Raw genomic sequence first — 19,846 nt, forward strand, 5'->3', positions numbered from 1 at the left:
TTGAAAGTACTCATTGGTATTACCACAAAAAACAGAGCACAAATCTTGCAAAAGGCAATCGATTCTGCACTGTCACAAGACTATCAAAACAAGGAGGTATGGGTTTTTAACGATGCGTCGACAGATGATACCTGTTTGCTGCAAAGCCAATATCCACAGGTTAATTGGGTTACCTCCGCAGAATCAAAAGGCTTGATGTATGCCAGGAACCTATTTATGAATCAAACAGGGTTCGAACTTTTTTGTAGCCTAGACGATGACGCCTGGTTTCTCAAACCGGATTCCTTGTCGAGAGCCGTCCAATTTTTTGAAAATGATATCCGGATCGCAGCAATTGGTTTTGATATGCTTGACCAGCAAAGCAGCTTACTATCAGTTGCCGAAAAAAACATTTCGATAACGAATAGCTATATAGGCTGCGGTCATGTAATACGCTGCAGCGTTGCGCGCCAGGTGGGCTTGTATACCTTGGCCCCCGGCTACTATGGAAGCGAAGAAAAGGATCTTTGCTTAAGGCTCATTGACAGCAATTATCTCGTTTTAAAATATAATGGTGAATATGTATGGCATGACAAGACCAATATTGAACGCGACTTGCAACTGCAGCACAGGTCGGGTGTATGCAACGACCTAGTTTTTGCGTACAGAAGAACACCGTTACTTTATCTTATGCCGGCCATTTTTTCAAAAATCATCAAACAGTTCCTATTTGCTTTTAATTATAAGAAAACCAGTCTTGGTTCCAGTACAGCAAAAGGAATATTTGACTTTCTTGTTTGGCTCATGACTCAAAAAACGCTTAGAAAGGCTGTATCAGTCAAGGGATTCAAAAAATACCAAGCTTATAAAAATCATGGAAAGATATATTTGGGAAGCACTTTTATTTAAAAAAAGCATCGGATTGAAAAGCAGAGTTAAAATACTACTTTACAAAGCATTAGGACTTAAATTAGGTAAAAGAAACCGATTTGAAAATGGTAGAATTCGAAGAGCCACGCAAATTGAATTAGGAGCACATAATGCCTTTACTTCAGGTTACATGCTTTGGCCCGAAGATGCACCTTTCAAAGGCAAAAGAATCAAGATTGGCAATTACAATTATTTCAACAGGAACGTGATGATCGATGCCTGCGGTAGCATTGAAATTGGAGACAATAATATGTTTGGTCCAGATATTTACATTACCGATTCAAACCATAGCTACAACGGCCAAGTATCTCCAAAGGAACTGCCGATGCAAAAAGGCAAAGTAATAATTGGAAACAATTGTTGGCTTGGCGCCAAAGTGGTTATATTAAAAAATGTGACACTTGGCGATAACTGCGTTGTGGGTGCAGGTGCCATAGTGACTAAAAGCTTTCCATCAGGCAGTGTGATTGCTGGCGTTCCGGCCAAGATTATAAAAGGATAATGCCAATTAAAGTAAGCGTAATTCATCCCGGAACACAACATGCGCCTAATTTGGCCAAAGTACTTGGCAAATTAAACCTCTTGCTGTATTTTGTCACAGCCGTAGGTTGGACATCCGAAAGTCTTTTCATACGCCTGTTAAAGAAATGCAATACACCTTTATATAAAAAACTGCTTAACAGAACCTTCAAAATAGAAAAGCGCAAACTGGTAACCTATCCTTTTGCCGAGCTACGCTTACATTTGATGCCCAAGCAAAAGGATATTCGTGAAGCGGAACAATATATTTATAAAAGGAATGCGTTCTTTCAAAATGCAGTTAACAAAGCCATTATTAAACGATCTGACGTATTAATCGGTTTTGACACTTCTTCGTGGATTATTGCCAAAAGGGCTAAAGAGAAAAATAAAAAATTTATACTAGATCAAACTATCGGACATCCATCATCCAAACACAATATCTTTACAGAACTAAACAATAAATATCCGAAATGGGGTTTAAATAACGACCTTTCTCCTAAGTCTGAAGATTTGCTCCAACTGGAAGCTGCCGAACATGCCATAGCTGATGCAATTGTTGTACCTAGTCACTTCGTTAAAGACACACTCGTATTAAATGGCGTTTCACCAGATAAAATATACCTCAATCCTTTTGGTGTCGATCATGATTTATTTGCTGACTTCAATCAAAGAGATTACAAAGCTCAAACTTTAAAATTTTTATTTGTTGGTTCCATCAATGTCCGTAAAGGTATACCTGATTTATTGCAGGCATGGGAGGAGTTGAAGCTAAAAAATGCCGAGTTGATCCTAGTAGGAACTAATCAAATACCTGCCCTTGCAGAGGCTGAATTTATAGACCCAACCATTAGGTTTCTGGGCCGGATAGAGAAAAATAAACTTCCAGAAATTTATAATGATGCCCATGTATTTGTTTTTCCAAGCTATTTTGAAGGCTTGGCACAGGTTCAACTCGAGGCGTTAAGTTGTGGCCTACCGGTTATCGGCTCCACAAATTCAGGGGCGAAAGATTTTATTATTGATGGTAAGAATGGTTTCGTGATCGAGCCAGGAGACCTAAATGCTTTAAAAAAAGCAATCGATTTCTTTATACAGAACCGTGATAAATTAGCAGAAATGTCGAAAAATGCAACAGAAAGTGCAAAAGAATTTAGCTGGGAGAATTATGGAAAACAATGGAAAACGATTATCGAAAAAGTAATGCTACTTTAATTTGAACACAATAATCTTAAATTCGCACCCGATACAATATCTCGCGCCACTCTATAAATATTGGTCTGAAAATGCAGGTAATCTCGAGGTCTGGTATTGTTCCGACGAAAGTCTATCAAGCAACCATGATCCAGGATTTAACAAAAAAATCAAATGGGATATTAATCTCTTAGAAGGATATTCGTATAGGTTTTTTAGAAACTATTCGCCAATAGCTTCTATCCATAAAGGCTTTTTTGGATTAATAAACTTTGGTGTAATAAAGGCTCTTTCCAAAGAACCCAAAAGTTTAATCGTGGTCCATGGATGGGGCTACCTCACTCATGTACTTACCCTATTTTTCGCCTGGTTTTATGGTCATAAAGTTGCCTTAAGAGGGGAAACACCCAATATACAGGAGGATTTGAAGCCCAGGTTTCCAACCCTACTTAAACACGCCTACCTGCGTTTTCTGTTTTTCTTTGTCGGAACATTTCTATATATAGGCAAAGAGAACAAAAAGTTTTATATACGACTGGGTCAAAAACAAAAAAAATTTGTTTTTGCACCTTATTGCGTCGATAATGCCAGATTTCAGCGTGAAGCAGGTTTGCTGCTTAAAGATGAAGCCAAAACATTATTCGGCATTGCTCCTGAGAATTTTACTATACTTTTTTGCGGAAAATACATTTATAAAAAGAGACCGCTTGATTTGCTTAAAGCTTTCAAATTGGCCAATATTGCGAACGCTACTTTAGTTATGGTCGGCGAGGGAGAATTAAGGTTAGAAATGGAGGCTTACATCCGCGCCAATCATTTGCAAGAACAAGTAATATTAACTGGTTTCATCAATCAATCAGACCTCTATAAATATTACCGTGCCGCAGACGTATTTGTGATGTGTTCAGGCCTGGGAGAAACTTGGGGGCTTTCGGTAAATGAAGCTATGAATTTCGGATTGCCGTTAATCATATCTGATATTACAGGCTGTTCATCAGATCTTGTTAAATCAAATGGATATGTGTACCCGTGTGGTGATGTCAGTAAGCTTGCTTCCTTAATTTTGAGGATAGCAAATAATAACATCGAAAAAAACACAAAAATGTCTAAAGAATCTTTAAAAATTATAAAAAACTATAGTTTTGAAGTCGTTGTTGCTAATAATAAAACAATGACTAGTCAATGCTGAAAATTTGTGATAAGATTTTTAACAATACAAATATCTTAATCACTCTAATAAATCCATTATTAAAGATTATTGATGCATAATAATCCAACTAAACTCATCCTCCTACTGCATTTCCCTGTACTGGTTTCTTATATATTGATTAATAGCCCGATCATATCGTATTTTATTGCCTGGTTTGGTTCGCTTTTTATTTTTTATACTACCATATTATCTCCGGCAGCCATTATTAAAACCGATCTGCCTATCCATAAACAGATTATGCGGCCCATATTCCTGCTGCAACTCATTTTTGCTGGATTTATGTGTGTCACGTCTGTATTTTATTTTATGGATCATTTGGGCTATAGGTATTTAACCGCCATCAATTATGGCGCACAATTTAAAGAAAACGAACAAACCATGTTGATTGCCAGCTGCCAGCGCATGAGTTTATTGGCACATGCTGCATTGGTTACGGGTATGCTGTTGGTTCAAAAACACAACATCAAGCTTAAAAGTGCTAAGTCTTTTGAAAGTGACGAATTTCTCATCTGGTTAGGCATCATTGTATTTAGCATTGGCTCACTAACACAACGTTTCCCTGGCCTCAACCAAATTGCCATCCCACTCACTATCGTTGGTATATCATGCGCAGCAGTATTATTTGTTAAAGGCGTTAACTCCAAAAATATAAGATACCTGGGCATTGGTGCCAGCATATTCGTTATCAACTTTTTACACGCTTCTTTATCCGGCTATAAAGAACCCATTATCATCAACGTGATTGTGATAGCCTGCGTTTTTTTCCCTTATTATAAAAAACTGATACTTTATGTAACTATTCCAGTTGCATATGTTCTCGTTTATTTTTTACCAACATACAACAATACGGTTCGGCAGAGCTGGAGCGGTGAGGTAAGTGCAGAAGAAGCACAGCATCAAGCATTTGAAAATTTGAATGCAAAAAATGAGGAACAGATTGAAGAAACAAACTGGAGCTTTATGACGAAGCGCTTAAGCGAAATAGAAATGTTTACCCAATTTGTAGATTATGTGCCTGAGCACCATCCATATTATGACTGGGAAATAATTGAAAATTCTTTGGAGGGATTAATTCCCAGAGTTTTCTGGGCTGGAAAACCCAATATGGAAACGGTTTCCATGCAGAGGGTTTATGATGCAGGAGTGGCAAATCAAATGTCATCCGTCTCCGCGAAAACACGTCCCGTTGTAGATGCCTATTTAAGCTTCGGCATACCTGGAGTCTTCTTTTTTATGCTGCTTTATGGCATGCTGGTGCAACACTTATCAGACAAAGCCGAGGAAATATTCGGTGGTTACGAACTGGGATGTGTCATTATGTTTAACAGCATTTTCCAGGGGCTATGGCGTGGAAATAATTTCGAATTTATGTTCAATAACATCTTTTGGGGTTATGTAATCATGTGGTTTCTTTTTGCTTTGCTGAGAACAATAAAAGTATTAAAGCCGGTATTTGATCAGCTGGATGAATTAGTTTAGCGATAAGGATTAGATGGTTGCCAGATCAAAGAGTTAGAAAATTGAAAGTGATACACATTACAGCTTCCTATAAACCGGCCTATATTTATGGTGGACCAATACAGAGTGTGGCAAAGTTGGTTGAGGCATTGGTGAGTTTACGGTTTAGAGAAAATGGGTTATGCATTGATGATGTGCAGGTATTAACGACTACAGCCAATGGGAAAAAGGAGCTGGCTGTAAAAATCGGCACCCCTGTTTTGGTCGATGGGGTAAGCGTTACCTATTTTAAGCGCCAAACAAAAGATCACAGCCATTTTTCGCTTGGGTTGTTGTGGGCATTAATAAATACTCTTCGACAGGCTCAGGATGACAAAATAGTGATACACATCCATGCCTGGTGGAACCTGGTGTCAATACTGAGTTGCTGTGTTGCAAAATGGTATCGTATTCCTGTCGTGCTTTCGCCCCGCGGCATGCTTACCTCCTACACATTAGGCAACCGCAATTCCTTATCAAAAAAAATTATCCACGACTTACTCGGGAAACGGCTATTAAGATATTGCCATATTCATTCCACCAGTGAACAGGAAAAGAAAGATATCATTAAAATAATTAAGCCAAAAAGCATCACCATAATTCCTAATCTGGTGAGTCTTCCATTTCCGGTTTCCGGTATTCATAAGTCCAATAACGATAAATTTCGCCTGCTGTTCCTCTCCCGTATTGAACAGAAAAAAGGGCTTGAAATCCTTTTTAAAGCATTGGCGATTGTAAATATCCCTTGGCTATTAACCATTGCAGGTGCAGGAACAGAAGAATATGTACAAAGTCTGAAGCTTAAAGCAGAAGAACTAAAAATTCATCAACAAATCAACTGGATCGGACACGTGACTAATGAGGATAAATTTGATTTATTGGCCAGGCACGATTTAACAGCCTTAACCTCCTATAATGAGAATTTTGCCAATGTGATAGTAGAAAGTTTAAGTGTAGGTACACCGGTACTCATCAGTAAATTTGTTGGTCTGGCTGATTATGTTGCAGCTAAAAACCTGGGCTGGATTACCGGACTAAAAGTGGAAGAAATTAAAACCGGGATCCTTTCGGCATATGAGGATATCAAACAAAGAAAAGAAATCAGAACCCTGGCTCCTTTAGTGGTAAATGCTGATTTTAAAGATGATGCATTGGCTAAACAATACGTAGCATGCTATAAAAAAGTTTTGGCTACCCAATTGCTTTAACTTAAATGAATCCTAATTTTAGTTTTATTGTTCTAACTTTTAATGAGCAGATGCATCTGCCCAGATTGTTAGCATCTATTAGAGCCCTACATGCCCCCATATTTATTCTGGATAGCGGAAGTACTGACGAAACCTTGAAAATTGCAGGTAGTTATGGCGCTGAAGTAAAACAGAACCCGTTTATAAACCACCCGAAACAATGGGATTTCGCTTTAAAAAACTTTAAGGTAGAAACACCCTGGACGATTGGCCTGGATGCCGATCAGATGGTTACCCCTGAACTTTTCGAAATGCTCGCTAATTTCGATGAAAATAAACATCATGATATCAATGGGATTTACTTTAACCGCAAAAACTTTTTTCAGGGAAGCTGGATCAGGTTTGGCACTTATTATCCTTTTTATATTTTAAAAATGTTCAGAACAGGAATCGGTTTCTCTGATCTGAACGAGAACATGGACCACCGTTTTATTGTTCCGGGTAAAACCGAAATCTGGAAAAAAGGATGGATTTTGGAAGAAAACCTTAAAGAAAACGATATTGCTTTTTGGAAGGCCAAACATGAACGCTATAGCGACCTGGTAGCCCAGGAAGAGGTAGAAAGAATGTTAAAGCTGCGTACGCAAAGTTTTAGGCCTAACTTGTCAGGCAGTCCTGATGAAAAGCGGGCATGGTTGAAACAATTATGGTGGAAACTTCCACTCGGATTGCGTCCTTATCTTTACTTTGGCTACCGGATGTTTTTTAAACTCGGTATATTTGAAGGCCGTACCGGAATTAAATTCCACTATCTCCAGGGTTTTTGGTTTAGAAAACTGGTAGATCGAAAAATTATGGCAATAAAAAAGCAAAATAATATATGACTCCTGAAGAAGCAAAAAAAGATGCGAATAAAAAGGCCATTAAATTTCTGATTGTGCTTTTTATCTTATACATCCTGTTTACCCAGGGCAATCTGTTTATGAACAGCGTAATGACACCTGGCTCAAGATTTTATAATGCCTATATTGCCGATCACTTCGATTATATCCAGGGCTTGAAAACGGCACTGATTGTACCCGCGGTATGGATGATTAAAGCATTTGGTCTTTATGCCATCTATAACAAAATGGACGTGATGGTTGTTGCCGGGCCTTACCTCAGGATCAACTATTCTTGCCTGGGTCTTGGCGTAATGAGTTTTCTGGCTGCATTTGTACTGGCATTTCCTGCCTCGTGGAAGTCCAGGATCAAAATGCTTTGTATTGGTATTTTAACCATTTATATACTCAATATATTTCGCATTGCAGGATTAGGTATTTTATTGGGACTTTTTAAATCTCAACGGAAAAATTTCACTTATCACCATGAAGTTTTTAACATCATTGTGTATATCTGTGTGTTTACCATGCTTTATTTCTGGATTAAAAGAAACAACAGACCGAAAATAACCAAGCCATAATTGCACTTCTAAAAGATTATTTTGCTAAAAACACAACTTCATAAAAATTTTGATACGGGCAATTTTAAGATTGGCGCCAGCAAACTAAAGCAATTGCTCTGGTATTTTACCAATGTTTTTTTCTTTAAAAGCGGGATAATGCCAATCAGTTCGATACTGGTTGTATTGCTACGGTTGTTCGGCGCAAAAGTAGGTAAAGAGGTTCGCATCAAGCCAGGCATTTACATTAAGTACCCATGGAAACTGGAAATTGATGACTTCAGCTGGTTGGCAGATTGTTACCTGGATAACCTGGATGAGATTAAAATAGGGAAAAATTGCTGCATTTCACAACAGGCGGTTCTCATTACAGGAAATCACAATTATACCAATACCAAGTTTAGCCTCATTACCGGACCGATTGTGCTTGAAGATGGTGCATGGATTGGTGCCAGGGCTACCGTTGGCCCCGGCGTAACGATACACAGCCATGCAGTTTTAACCATGGGCAGTGTTGCGACAAAAAACCTGATGCCTTATGCCATTTACCACGGCACCCCAGCTATCCAGGTTAAAGACCGTGTGATAAAAGCTTAATATCAAATTCAAAATAGAAACATCATGCGGATTGCTAAACAGCAATCCGTTTTTTATTGTGACTGCCATTCACTTGATAAATATCAATTAGTAAAAGATGGTTTTAACCATCAAAAATGCACCAGTTAAAAAAATTATCAGGACATTTGCATATTAGTCGCTTCAATCTGTTCAAGTTGGTAAATTTCAAATTATGAAGAATAAGTATTTCTTATCCTCTAATCTAATTTTAATTACATTTTTAATTGGGATCGTAAATCTGTTTTTCTATGACTATGAAAGTACGCAAGAATTTGTGGTACTCATCTTTATCCTGATTTTAAGATACATCCTCTTTGTCCTGATTAAACGGCGCTTTGAATGGAGCAAATACCTTTTAATATTTATTATTGCAAGAAGTGTCTATCGTTTATGTGTGGTGTTTGCAGATGTGGATGCCATCCCGGTAACCAAAATAAATCTGGTATTGCAATTGGTAATGTCGGTAATCGCTTTTGGAGTTCTGTTTGTTTTTCCAAAACTGAAAGAGTGGATGCATGACAGAAAAAAGTATTTTTCTCCTACTGCAGTAACCAATCCGCAGCATTAGTTTGTTATTTTCTTAGCCCAATCTTTCGAACAAAAAACATCCGATCAGTTGTTGTCAATTGATCTTTGATCGACTCTATAATTTTTTAGGAACCCATTTCCATTCCCCCATTCCAAATTTCATCATTTAAGACAATAATTCTATTTTATTAAGCCTAAAGGCAATTTTTTCATTCGAAAAGCCTATAATTGCCTGCAAAGTAAAAAAATGAACGTTATCCTAGCTTCTACCTCTACCCTATACGGAGGCAATTACCTGGAATACCTCAAAGATGAGCTCATTATGCTCTTTGACGGATTAGATGAAATTATATTTATCCCGTTTGCGAGGCCGGGAGGCATTTCGCATGAAGCGTATACAAAAAAGGCCGAGGATTTTTTCTCGACTTTAAACATCAATATTAAAGGACTGCATGAATTTAAAGACCCCATTAGTGCTATAAGTACTGCCAAAGGTTTTTTTACAGGCGGCGGAAATACCTTTTTGCTGGTAAAAACCCTCCATGAGTTGGGGCTAATGACGCATCTTCGCGAAAACATCAAATCGGGCAAGCCTTATTTAGGCTGTAGTGCTGGCAGCAACATTGCTGGCCTGAATATGAAAACCACCAACGACATGCCCATCGTATATCCTTCTTCTTTTGAATGTATGGGACTGGTACCTTTTAACATCAATCCACATTACCTTGACCCTATTCCGGAATTAAAACATAACGGCGAAACCAGGGAAACAAGGATTATGGAGTTTTTGACACAAAACAACACGAAAGTAATAGGCCTGCGGGAAGGAAACTGGATCAGGATATCAGGCGACAGCATCACTACTGAAGGCGGTGAAAACACCAGGATTTTTGAAACAGGAAAAGCTCCTTATGAATGCCCGCCCGGTAGTTCGTTATTATAATTTATCAAGTAGCGTTATGGCTATTCTAAAATTAAACTCGAATAGCTACAAGTTTATGATCTGCCCAGCATCATAAACTTGTAGCCTGTATATCTACTAAAAATCATTCTGTAAGGCGGCACTTCGCTACGCCACCACAGCACTGGTCTTTTTTCGTGAACGGAGGTAGATCACCAATCCGCCAAAAGCAACAATTAATATAATAGGTATAATCAAAGTTGCCCGTAGAATCTCCGGACCTGCGAGGTTTTTGGCATTGGCCAGCGCAAGTGCATATTCAGAATTTTCCGGTGCTTTCAGATAAGCATCAAATGAAGCACCTGCGGGCAGATGTTTAACAATCAGGCTATCGTAGAAACTCCCCATAAACATGGTATAAACAGAAACCGCAAACATCCCCGCCCCTCCCATTAAGTTTAAACCAAGGGCGCCTGATTTCGGAACATTTTCGGCAACAAAACCGATCATGGTTGGCCAGAAATAACAAACACCTATACCGAAAACGATTGCCGCAAAGAATACCGAACTTCCGGTAAAAGTACTTAACATGTAGAGCCCTGCAGCGGCAAATATGGCTGATAAAAGCAGTACCCCCTGTGGTGCCAGTCGGTGCACAACAGGTTCAGCAAAACCCCTGCCAATTACCATGATTCCAGTGGTTAGCGTAAGCAATAAGATGGCATTGTCTGTAACGTTCTTTAACAGTAAACCTATCCATTGTCCGGTAAATAATTCGGTGATGGCAGTACCAAACATGCAGATGAACATAAAGATAAACAACGGAGAAAGCACTGCTTTATACATATCTGAACTGGAATAACCAGACGATACCCTTTCGGTAACCGGAAAATCCAACTTTGAAAATAAATATCCATAAATTAAGGTCGGAATAATCATCATGGCTACCTGCACTTTCCAGCCTAGCCCAAGCTGAACAAATAGGGTAACCAATAAGGTACCAATTACAATTCCGCCCGGAAACCATAGGTGGAAGTGGTTTAATTTAGTTGTTTTATTTGCGGGGTATAAAGCGGCAACTAATGGGTTACAGGCAGCTTCTACAGTACCATTGGCAATACCTATGAGCAAGGTGGATAAAAAAAGGCTCCAATAGCCCTGGGCAAAAATCGTAAGGATGATACCCGCCAGATGAAAAATAAAGGCCATCACCAGCAAACGTTTCATGCCGATAAGATCTACTACAAATCCTCCAACTACAATGGCCAGCGGAAACCCCCAGAAGGCAGCGGCCGTAATGGTACCCAATTGGGAGGTACTGAGTTGAAAATCAATACCCAACTGATTCATGATCCCGGCACGGATTCCAAAGGAAAGCGACGTGACGAGTAATGCAAGGCAACTTGCCCAGAATAATTTTGTGGTTTTAATGTTAAGCATAAGCTCAGATTTAGTTTATAATTGGTTTTTAATTTCAGAAGAAGATTTTAAGTATCAGGAAAGTCTACGCTACCACCAAAAAAATTTATTGTAATTTTTACTTGAACCCAGCGGGACGAATAGCCCAAACCTTTTACTAAGACCCTTAGGCAAGAAATATGCTGATTTTTAAACCAGCTTGCTAATTTAGTGAGTTGGCGCTCCTCCATTTTCATTGGAATATTTGGTTTTATAACACGCAAAATCAGTGTTAAGGGTAGATGATGATCGTTAATCGCCATAATAATAAACAATTGGATCGATTAATGCAACGACTAATGACAAACTTTATTCGTTTTCAGCTAATCTCTGGTAGTCGAGTAATGGTGTATCTCAAATTGCTAAATTTGATTTTATCCCTGTTAATCTATAAATTGAGGCAAAATATTATCCAGGTACCATTACCCTATGAAAAGCTATCTTTCTATTATCCTTTTGGCCATTTCGTTGTCTGTTCAGGCACAATCTAACACGGCAAATTATAAATATATCATTGTTCCAGAGAAATTCAGTTTTCTAAAGCAAATTAACCAGTATGGCTTAAATACCCTAACCAAGGCTTTATTTGAGGACAAGGGCTTTACAGTATATTTTGATAATACCGAAATTCCACAGGAAATAGCGGCTGACAGATGTAAAGCCCTTACTGTTGATCTGCAGGAAAAAAACAGCATGTTCGTAACTAATCTTAGCCTCATACTTAAAGATTGTAAGGGCGCTGTAGTTATAAAAAGTAAAGAAGGTAAAAGCCGGGAGAAAGAATATAATACATCCTATAATATGGCATTACGAGATGCTTTTACCTCTTTTAATGATTTCAATTATATAGCTGATCAACCTACTACCGCAACCAACGCAACACCGTTACCAGCCAATACAAACGCGCGGACCGAGCCTGTACCTATTAATCAAGCTACAGCTGCCAAAACAGAACAAAAAGAAGCCTTATTATATGCACAGCCTGTAAATAATGGTTATCAACTCATAGATGCAACACCGAAAATTGTAATGACTTTACTGAAAACTTCTATGGAGGATTGTTATATTTCGAACAAGGGCAATGCAAACGGCATCGTTATTAAAAAGAATGGCCGTTGGTTTTTTGAGTACTATAAAAACAACACCCTTGTTTCCGAAGAATTATCGATTAAGTTCTAGTAGTTACAGCAATAGGTATTTACAAAATTTATGGTATGAATAGCAGCATGTTCATACAACCAGACAAATTTGTCAGTTGTAGCATGACCGTGATAACAGTTGATAAAAACAATCTTCAATATCGTAATGCGAGTGCTCAAAGATTAGTTCAACTGAGCGCTCTGCGGTTCGCCCCTGCCAGATAATAACCGGAACATCACGACAGGCAGAACCTGTTACACGGCAGTCCCTTCCTTTAAATTTAGTCTTCAGATTAGCCTGTTGGTATTGCTCCGGATGTTTAGGGCGATAAATCTGATCAATTAAATCTGATATCTAAACCCGTTAAAAAGTATAGACACTTTTTACCCGATTTTTAAGCCCGTTCGTCGAGGATTAAGCTGCGTTGGTATAATTGACGATTTTCTGCTGCAACGTTTTGTAGATCGCAACGTCTTATCTACAAAACAACAACAAATATTAATAAAAATATAAACAACAGCATTATGAAAACCTCTATCAAAACCCTAACAAAATCAGTATTAGCAGCTATCGTTTTAAGTTCTGCAATTTTCTCCACAAGTGTAATGGCTGGCGAGAAGCAGCCAATCAAAATTTCAATGCCTAAAAATGTGCAACAAGTTAGTGTAAGCGGAAAGGTAGAAGTTACGCTGGTACAAGGAGACAAAGAGGGTGTAAGCTATAATGAAGATAACGCTGGTAGAGTAAAAGTGATCCAAGATGGACATGCCTTAAAAATCAGTTCGGCTGATGGAAATCTGGCTAAGATTACCGTTCATGTAAAAAACATTTTTAGGGTACAGGCTTCCGGGAATGCGGTGGTTAAAACTGCCGGTAAATTAAATTCAAAATATCTTCAATTATTCCTAAGCGGAGAGGCTGTTGCAGCAATAGACTCCAATACCGAAGGTTTATATACCGTAATTGAAGATCTGGCCGATTTAAAATTAAGCGGCGCTACACAAGAACATATCCTGGTGATGGGCAGCACACCAAAACTTAATTTAGACAGATTTGCCGCGTTGAAAACACAAATGAGTACTCCGGTGAGTGCAACGCAAACGGCATCCCTTGCAAAATAACACGATAAAATTTAAATGGTATAGGAGCGATGAAATTTATTCATCGCTCTTTTTTGTTTATATAGCTGCCAGAACCATTAGCGTATTAACTGTCCAGACTGTACCTGCCGAAACAGGAGCCAGCTTGCTATGTATTTTTTTTGATAAACTAACCCTTTACATTATTTTTGATAAATCGTTTTACTAATTTGGCGTATTAAAAAGATTTACATGATTAATGATACAGATGACCCCACATCAATGGCTGTTACCTCTTTTTTAAAAAATCCTTTTGCTCCATCCAATTAAAAGTCCAAACATGAAGAAATATACATATACTGTATTAAGCTCAATATTTTTATTAATAGCCTGTATCCATCCTGCGCATTCGCAACCTAAAAAACAGCCTGTCGATTATGTTAATCCTTACATTGGCAACATCAGCCACTTACTTGTACCCACATACCCCACCGTTCATTTACCTAACAGCTTATTAAGGGTTTATCCGGAGCGTGATAACTTTACCAGTAATACCATACACGGTTTGCCCGTTGTGGTTACCAGTCACCGCGGCAGCTCGGCCTTTAATTTAAGTCCTTTTCAGGGCGATCTTAATAATGCGGGTAAAGTCATTTCCTATGGTTACGATAATGAAGTGATTAAACCTTACTACTACCAGGTCGATCTTGATGATTATGGAATCCATGTACAATTTGCACCATCTCACCAGTCAGGGATATATTCGCTCCATTTCTCGCAAACCAACGTTCCGGCCTATCTGATTTTAAATACGAGAAACGGCGAATTAAGGGTAAGCCAAAATGTGGTAAGCGGTTTTCAAAAGCTAGATAACAACACTAAGGTTTATCTTTATTTAGAAACAGATCTGAAACCTGTTGAATCAGGTACGCACCGTGGCAATAATATCAATTCGGCACAACAATCAACTTCCGGCCGGGATGCTCATCTTATTTTAAAATTTCCTGCTCAAACGCGTGAGATCAGGACACGCTACGGTATATCATTTATCAGTGTAGAACAGGCGAAGAACAATCTCCGTCGCGAAATAAAGGATTATAACCTGAACCAGGTGGCACAAACGGGAAAAAATATCTGGAATGCCACGCTTGGAAAAATTCTGGTAACGGGTACGGATGAAACTGCCAAAACCATATTTTATACCTCCCTTTACCGCACCTATGAGCGGATGATCAACCTATCTGAAGATGGAAAATATTTTAGCGCTTTTGATGGAAAGGTACATAATGATAATGGTTTGCCGTTTTTTACCGACGACTGGATTTGGGATACCTATCGGGCAACACATCCGCTCCGCGTAATTATTGAGCCCAAAATGGAAAGTAATATGATTAATTCCTACCTGCGAATGGCTGAACAGATGACCGACCATTGGATGCCAACTTTTCCGGAGGTAACCGGCGATAGCCGGAGGATGAACAGCAATCATGGTGTGGCTACTATCATTGATGCCTACAATAAAGGCTTGAGAGGTTTTAATCTTGAAGAAGCCTACCAGTATTGTAAAGCGGCCATTACCGAAAAAACCCTTGCCCCATGGTCGTCAAAAAAAGCAGGTGTTTTAGATCAGTTTTTTAAAGACAAGGGCTATTTTCCTGCTCTACCTGAAGGCGAAAAAGAAACCGCAGCAGAAGTTCACGGTTTTGAAAAACGCCAACCCATTGCCGTAACCCTGGGCACTGTTTATGATGAATGGTGCCTAGGCAATATTGCACAGCAATTAGGTAAAACCGAAGAGGCAAAACATTTTTTAGATAAAAGTACGAGCTACCACACCGTTTTTAATCCGGAAACCAGGTTTTTTCATCCCAAGGATGCCGAAGGTAATTTTATTAAACCGCTGGATTACCGTTTTTCAGGCGGACTTGGTGCCAGAGAAACCTACGATGAAAATAACGGCTGGCTCTACCGTTGGGATGTACTGCACAACATCGGCGATCTGGTGAATATGATGGGCGGCAAACAGGCCTTCGTTGATGAACTGGAGAAAATGTATAATACCCCGCTGGGAAAAAGCAGGTTTGATTTTTATTCACAGCTGCCCGACCATACCGGCAACGTTGGTCAGTTCTCTATGGGAAATGAGCCAGCCATGCATATTCCGTACCTGTATAATTATGCCGGACAGCCATGGAGAACACAAAAACGGGTAAGAAACTTACTCACCCAGTGGTTCCGTAATGACCTGATGGGAATTCCCGGAGATGAAGATGGCGGCGGACTTACTTCTTTTGTGGTATTTTCGCAGATGGGTTTTTACCCGATAACCCCGGGCTTACCCATGTACGTAATTGGTAGCCCCACCTTTGCCAATGTTAAACTAGACCTGGGAAACAACAAAAAATTTGAACTGAACTGTATAAACTATTCCCCTGAAAATAAATACATCCAATCGGCCAAACTGAACGGTCAGGTATGGAATAAATCGTGGTTTACCCATGAAGATTTAATGCAAGGAGGAAAGTTGGAGCTGGTGATGGGCAAACAGCCGAATAAGTTATGGGCAGCGGATGAAAATGCACTCCCACCTTCATTTAAAATGCCTTCAAAATAAAAAGACAGTAAACTCGAGCAGAAGTATATCATTTCGATATATCTACCAACAGCTAACCTAATGGCAAACGACATTGGGTTAGCTAATTTACTTCATACTGTTAAAAAGCGCTGTACCAGCTCTTCCCATTCCTGATCCAATGATAAATTTGGCATTTTTTCCTCAGCTTTGGCGTACCAGTAATTGGCATTCCAGATATCGCCTTCCTTGCGGTGCAGGTATGCATGTATACGGGCAGAAGCTAAATCACCTAAATGATCAACCTGATCATGGGCCATATGCCAATCTCCTTTTGCATCGTGCCAGAGTGCCTTCAGCTGGACTGACAAATGGCTATCCGGCTTATCCTTCTCTAGTAACTTTTTAAATTCAGCTATATTCTTCATCAATTTATAATTCTGTTTTTAATATTGTACAAAATAAATGCAAAACTTTATTATCGCTAAAGTTTTTCTTAATTAAGGCCCAATAAATTTCCACAACTAAGAAAATAATTACAAAAACCTCAATGTTAAATACTTAACATAAAAATTTGCTTTATGAAACTTGTCTGATATCGTATTTTTTTAGGCTGACTCATGAGTTTTAGAAAACCATACACTAATTAAACCTGTTGTAAAAATGGGTACCTGATGAACAGGCCCACTTAAAAAAGCAATTATGGATTCAGGAACTATTGTATACAGCAATTTAGAAGAGCTCTCAAAAAGTAATTATCAATTAAGTGATGGCGAGACCGACATTAAAGGATGGCCTGTAAGAAATGAAGCTGGTGACTCAGTTGGAAAGGTACGCGACCTCCTATTTGATCCAGAACAAAATGCAATTCGTTACATCATTGTTGAACTGGTGAACATGAGCGAAGATTTGGAGGAAAAAGCAATACTGATCCCTATTGGAATCGCGAATTTAGGTGACGACAATAAAGAGGTTATTTTACCTGATATTCATCTTGATCAGTTTAGGGCCATGCCAAGATATATTATCGGCGAGGTGACTCCTCAAATGGAAAATGAGATCCGCAATGTGATCGGCAGTCCGGCGGCACTGCGTTTGGAAGATGAAATTGTAGAGATCGACCGGGCCAACTTCTATCGTCATCACCATTTTGATAGAAATAATTTTCCAGATCAAAGTCAAAATCCCCGCAATCAGGATGCTGATCCGCTAATCTAATATTAAATGAAATTTCAAATGAGGTGATACAGGAAATAAGGCTTTATGAAATAAATAAAATCCTTACTAAAAAGCAGCATCACATTTGTGATATCCCTTTTAAATGTTCACTTTGAACTTGTCGAAACATTTTAGTTCATTAAAAAGTACCATTCGATAAGCTACTATCAACAGAATACATTGGTGTGGCTGTCATCCCCAAACAATTGGATCAAGTTGGGAATGACGACCGCTCCAGGGATATTATTTTTAAAAATTTTCCAGTCTATGGTATCGACTGTTACGCAATAGATCATTCTCCGGGAAAGCAATTTATGCTGATAAACAACTTCTATTTTGGAATAATTTATAGCTTTAAAACGACCTGTGGCAGACATGTTTCAAAAAGGGAATCTGGTTTTTAGATCTCTCTATACCAAAAAGATAATCAAAGAGATGGCCAGTACTAGTAAGAGATATACTGTAATGGAAATTTTCCAGTCTTTCTTGAAATAACGCCATATCAGTTCAAAAACGATGGCCAAAACCCATACCATGGTTACAAAAACACCCAAAACCAAATAACCTACCGGCCCCATGGTATGCCGGTGTTCATTAGCGGTACAGTACTTATGGGGATCGTAAGTAAAAACCATCATCAGATATACCCCAAGTAAAGGTAAAACCAATAAGGCTATCCGTACTAAAATTTGCTTTAAAAGGGTATTTTTTAAATTCATGTAATCGTTCCGGACATTCGATAACAGATCTGTCGGTTTATATTGTTTTCGCACCTAATGTAATTAAGACAACAGTTAAATCCAAGATGTGTTTTTTATCTTTATGGCATGAATCAATTTTTCCTTTCCGGGTTGTACATTTACCCCATTAAATCACTGGGAGGCATTAGCTTACAACAGGCAAAGCTTGAGGAAAGCGGTTTACAACACGATAGAAGATGGATGCTTGTTGATGAGGATGGCATATTTGTAACGCAAAGAAAGCATTTCGAACTGGCCTTATTACAAGTCAATGTTTCAAATAATCAAATAATTGTTTCCCATAAAACATTGACTGGGCCAGCTACATCCTTTTTTATCGATGAAGATTGCGGCGAGCAGATTTCTGTCGTGATCTGGAACGATAAAGTTACCGCACTTGAAGTAAATAAAACAGTTAGCGACTGGTTTTCTGATTTCCTGAAATTTAAGGTTAAGTTGGTAAAGATGCCACTAGCCGAGAGGCGACTGGTTGACCTTGATTATGCACAAAACGGAGAAACAGTAAGTTTTGCTGATGGCTATCCTAGCCTGCTCATTGGTCAGTCTTCGCTTGATGAACTTAATGAAAAACTCCTGGAACCAGTTAAAATGGACCGTTTTCGTCCAAACTTTGTTTTTACCGGAGGTGAAGCCCATGTCGAAGATCATTTTAAGGATTTCTACATCGGTGAAATTTTATTCACTGCTGTAAAACCATGCTCCAGATGCGTACTTATTACGATCGACCAGCAAACCGGTGAGAAAGGACATGAGCCTTTAAAAACACTGGCTAGTTACCGCACGGTGGGTAAAAAAATCATGTTCGGGCAGAATTTACTGCATCAGCAAAAGGGAATAATCTCTGTTGGTGATGAAATTAAAGTAGTGAGCTGGAACAGGTAAAATGGGAGATATAAGAAATACTTCACAAATTAACTTATTAACCATATAGAATGTTTAAAAACTACTTTCCAATGAAGGAAGCAATAATAGAAGCCGCCGGCAAAAACGATTACGTAAAACTGATTGCGGTTTGGGAAAGCTCGGTGAGGGCCACACACCATTTTCTTGCTGAAAAAGATATTGTTGGTTACCGATGGTTGATTTTAAATGAGTATTTTGATCAGGTAAAACTATATAAAATCAAGGTTGAAGGGGAAATTATGGGTTTTACAGGCATTAACGGTAAATCGATCCAGATGCTTTTTATCCACCCTGATGCAAGGGGAAAAGGATTGGGCAAAAGACTGATTGATTTTGCGAAACAAGAACATGATGTGAACATGGTGGATGTAAATGAGCAGAATAAACAGGCACTAGGTTTTTATCAAAAACTGGGTTTCGTCACCATTGAACGGAGTGAGGTAGATGGAGCCGGAAAACCTTTCCCGGTACTTTCTATGGCTTTAAAGGCATAAAAAGCGATATATCTATGATCAAGAGAAACCTGGTGCTTAGCCGATGAGGCAGCATAACTCAAAAAATCGTCATTGCGAGAAGGCTTTTTAGCTGACGAAGCCTGCCGGCAACAGGCTGGCAATCTTACGGCTAGAATCACTAGTATGAGAGATTGCTTTGTCGTTCCTCCACGCAATGACGACCGAACCAGTGAACGCTGCCAATGTAACGAAGGAC

General features: G+C 38.9%; 21 protein-coding genes. 17 read left to right on the forward strand and 4 right to left on the reverse strand.

Going from position 1 to position 19,846, the window contains the following annotated elements; genetic code table 11:
• From QZ738_RS19090 to pepE, 11 genes are all read left to right on the forward strand, one after another.
• Positions 1 to 888, forward strand: coding sequence for a glycosyltransferase (locus QZ738_RS19090; RefSeq protein WP_293789541.1), 888 nt, complete (start codon positions 1 to 3; stop codon positions 886 to 888).
• On the forward strand, positions 854 to 1,411 hold the full coding sequence (locus QZ738_RS19095) for an acyltransferase (RefSeq protein WP_293789543.1): 558 nt from the start codon (positions 854 to 856) through the stop codon (positions 1,409 to 1,411). The genes QZ738_RS19090 and QZ738_RS19095 overlap by 35 nt, the downstream gene beginning before the upstream one ends.
• Positions 1,411 to 2,643, forward strand: coding sequence for a glycosyltransferase (locus tag QZ738_RS19100; RefSeq protein ID WP_293789544.1), 1,233 nt, complete (start codon positions 1,411 to 1,413; stop codon positions 2,641 to 2,643). The genes QZ738_RS19095 and QZ738_RS19100 overlap by 1 nt, the downstream gene beginning before the upstream one ends.
• A 1-nt stretch (position 2,644) precedes the next feature.
• Positions 2,645 to 3,811, forward strand: a complete 1,167-nt coding sequence (locus QZ738_RS19105) for a glycosyltransferase family 4 protein (protein WP_293789546.1) — start codon at positions 2,645 to 2,647, stop codon at positions 3,809 to 3,811.
• Between the two features lie 69 nt (positions 3,812 to 3,880).
• Positions 3,881 to 5,311 (forward strand): exosortase Y-associated Wzy-like protein, encoded by a 1,431-nt coding sequence (locus QZ738_RS19110; protein ID WP_367268611.1) that lies wholly within the window; start codon positions 3,881 to 3,883, stop codon positions 5,309 to 5,311.
• Positions 5,312 to 5,358: 47 nt separating this feature from the next.
• Positions 5,359 to 6,537, forward strand: coding sequence for an XrtY-associated glycosyltransferase XYAG1 (locus QZ738_RS19115; RefSeq protein ID WP_293789549.1), 1,179 nt, complete (start codon positions 5,359 to 5,361; stop codon positions 6,535 to 6,537).
• A gap of 5 nt (positions 6,538 to 6,542) precedes the next feature.
• Positions 6,543 to 7,400, forward strand: coding sequence for a glycosyltransferase family 2 protein (locus QZ738_RS19120; protein WP_293789551.1), 858 nt, complete (start codon positions 6,543 to 6,545; stop codon positions 7,398 to 7,400).
• Complete coding sequence (gene xrtY, locus QZ738_RS19125; protein ID WP_293789553.1) at positions 7,397 to 7,978, forward strand: exosortase Y; 582 nt, start codon at positions 7,397 to 7,399, stop codon at positions 7,976 to 7,978. Before QZ738_RS19120 ends, xrtY begins: the two co-directional genes overlap by 4 nt.
• Positions 7,979 to 7,999: 21 nt before the next feature.
• Entirely contained in the window at positions 8,000 to 8,554 is a 555-nt protein-coding gene (locus QZ738_RS19130; protein WP_293789554.1) for a WcaF family extracellular polysaccharide biosynthesis acetyltransferase, read from the forward strand.
• A gap of 193 nt (positions 8,555 to 8,747) precedes the next feature.
• A complete protein-coding gene (locus QZ738_RS19135; RefSeq protein ID WP_293789556.1) occupies positions 8,748 to 9,143 on the forward strand; it encodes a hypothetical protein in 396 nt (131 codons plus the stop codon).
• A gap of 207 nt (positions 9,144 to 9,350) precedes the next feature.
• Complete coding sequence (gene pepE, locus QZ738_RS19140; RefSeq protein ID WP_293789558.1) at positions 9,351 to 10,046, forward strand: dipeptidase PepE; 696 nt, start codon at positions 9,351 to 9,353, stop codon at positions 10,044 to 10,046.
• A 126-nt stretch (positions 10,047 to 10,172) separates the two neighbouring features.
• On the opposite strand, the gene QZ738_RS19145 is transcribed toward pepE, so the two are convergent.
• A complete protein-coding gene (locus tag QZ738_RS19145; RefSeq protein WP_293789560.1) occupies positions 10,173 to 11,444 on the reverse strand; it encodes a sugar MFS transporter in 1,272 nt (423 codons plus the stop codon).
• Between the two features lie 47 nt (positions 11,445 to 11,491).
• Positions 11,492 to 11,725, reverse strand: a complete 234-nt coding sequence (locus tag QZ738_RS19150; protein ID WP_293789562.1) for a hypothetical protein — start codon at positions 11,723 to 11,725, stop codon at positions 11,492 to 11,494.
• Between the two features lie 166 nt (positions 11,726 to 11,891).
• On the opposite strand from QZ738_RS19150, the gene QZ738_RS19155 reads away from it, so the two are divergent.
• From QZ738_RS19155 to QZ738_RS19165, 3 genes are all read left to right on the forward strand, one after another.
• Positions 11,892 to 12,641, forward strand: coding sequence for a hypothetical protein (locus tag QZ738_RS19155; protein WP_293789564.1), 750 nt, complete (start codon positions 11,892 to 11,894; stop codon positions 12,639 to 12,641).
• 485 nt (positions 12,642 to 13,126) lie between these two features.
• Entirely contained in the window at positions 13,127 to 13,723 is a 597-nt protein-coding gene (locus QZ738_RS19160) for a DUF2807 domain-containing protein (protein ID WP_293789566.1), read from the forward strand.
• Positions 13,724 to 14,021: 298 nt separating this feature from the next.
• Positions 14,022 to 16,295, forward strand: coding sequence for a GH92 family glycosyl hydrolase (locus tag QZ738_RS19165; RefSeq protein ID WP_293789567.1), 2,274 nt, complete (start codon positions 14,022 to 14,024; stop codon positions 16,293 to 16,295).
• A gap of 92 nt (positions 16,296 to 16,387) precedes the next feature.
• Here QZ738_RS19165 and QZ738_RS19170 read toward each other — a convergent pair whose 3' ends face one another.
• On the reverse strand, positions 16,388 to 16,681 hold the full coding sequence (locus tag QZ738_RS19170; protein ID WP_293789568.1) for a hypothetical protein: 294 nt from the start codon (positions 16,679 to 16,681) through the stop codon (positions 16,388 to 16,390).
• Positions 16,682 to 16,955: 274 nt separating this feature from the next.
• On the opposite strand from QZ738_RS19170, the gene QZ738_RS19175 reads away from it, so the two are divergent.
• Positions 16,956 to 17,471, forward strand: a complete 516-nt coding sequence (locus QZ738_RS19175) for a PRC-barrel domain-containing protein (RefSeq protein ID WP_293789569.1) — start codon at positions 16,956 to 16,958, stop codon at positions 17,469 to 17,471.
• 410 nt (positions 17,472 to 17,881) lie between these two features.
• Here the strand turns inward: QZ738_RS19175 and QZ738_RS19180 are convergent, their stop codons facing one another.
• Positions 17,882 to 18,244, reverse strand: coding sequence for a hypothetical protein (locus QZ738_RS19180; protein ID WP_293789571.1), 363 nt, complete (start codon positions 18,242 to 18,244; stop codon positions 17,882 to 17,884).
• Positions 18,245 to 18,298: 54 nt separating this feature from the next.
• Here QZ738_RS19180 and QZ738_RS19185 point away from each other — a divergent pair, with 54 nt between their 5' ends.
• Both QZ738_RS19185 and QZ738_RS19190 read left to right on the forward strand, forming a co-directional pair.
• Positions 18,299 to 19,114 carry an MOSC N-terminal beta barrel domain-containing protein gene (locus QZ738_RS19185; protein ID WP_293789573.1) on the forward strand — a complete coding sequence of 272 codons (816 nt, stop codon included), beginning with the start codon at positions 18,299 to 18,301 and terminating at the stop codon, positions 19,112 to 19,114.
• A 71-nt stretch (positions 19,115 to 19,185) separates the two neighbouring features.
• The gene (locus QZ738_RS19190) at positions 19,186 to 19,629 is read left to right on the forward strand and encodes a GNAT family N-acetyltransferase (protein WP_293789575.1); all 444 of its coding nucleotides are present in this window, start codon (positions 19,186 to 19,188) and stop codon (positions 19,627 to 19,629) included.
• Positions 19,630 to 19,846 lie beyond the last annotated feature (217 nt).

Source organism: uncultured Pedobacter sp. (assembly GCF_913776295.1).
Classification (GTDB): domain Bacteria; phylum Bacteroidota; class Bacteroidia; order Sphingobacteriales; family Sphingobacteriaceae; genus Pedobacter.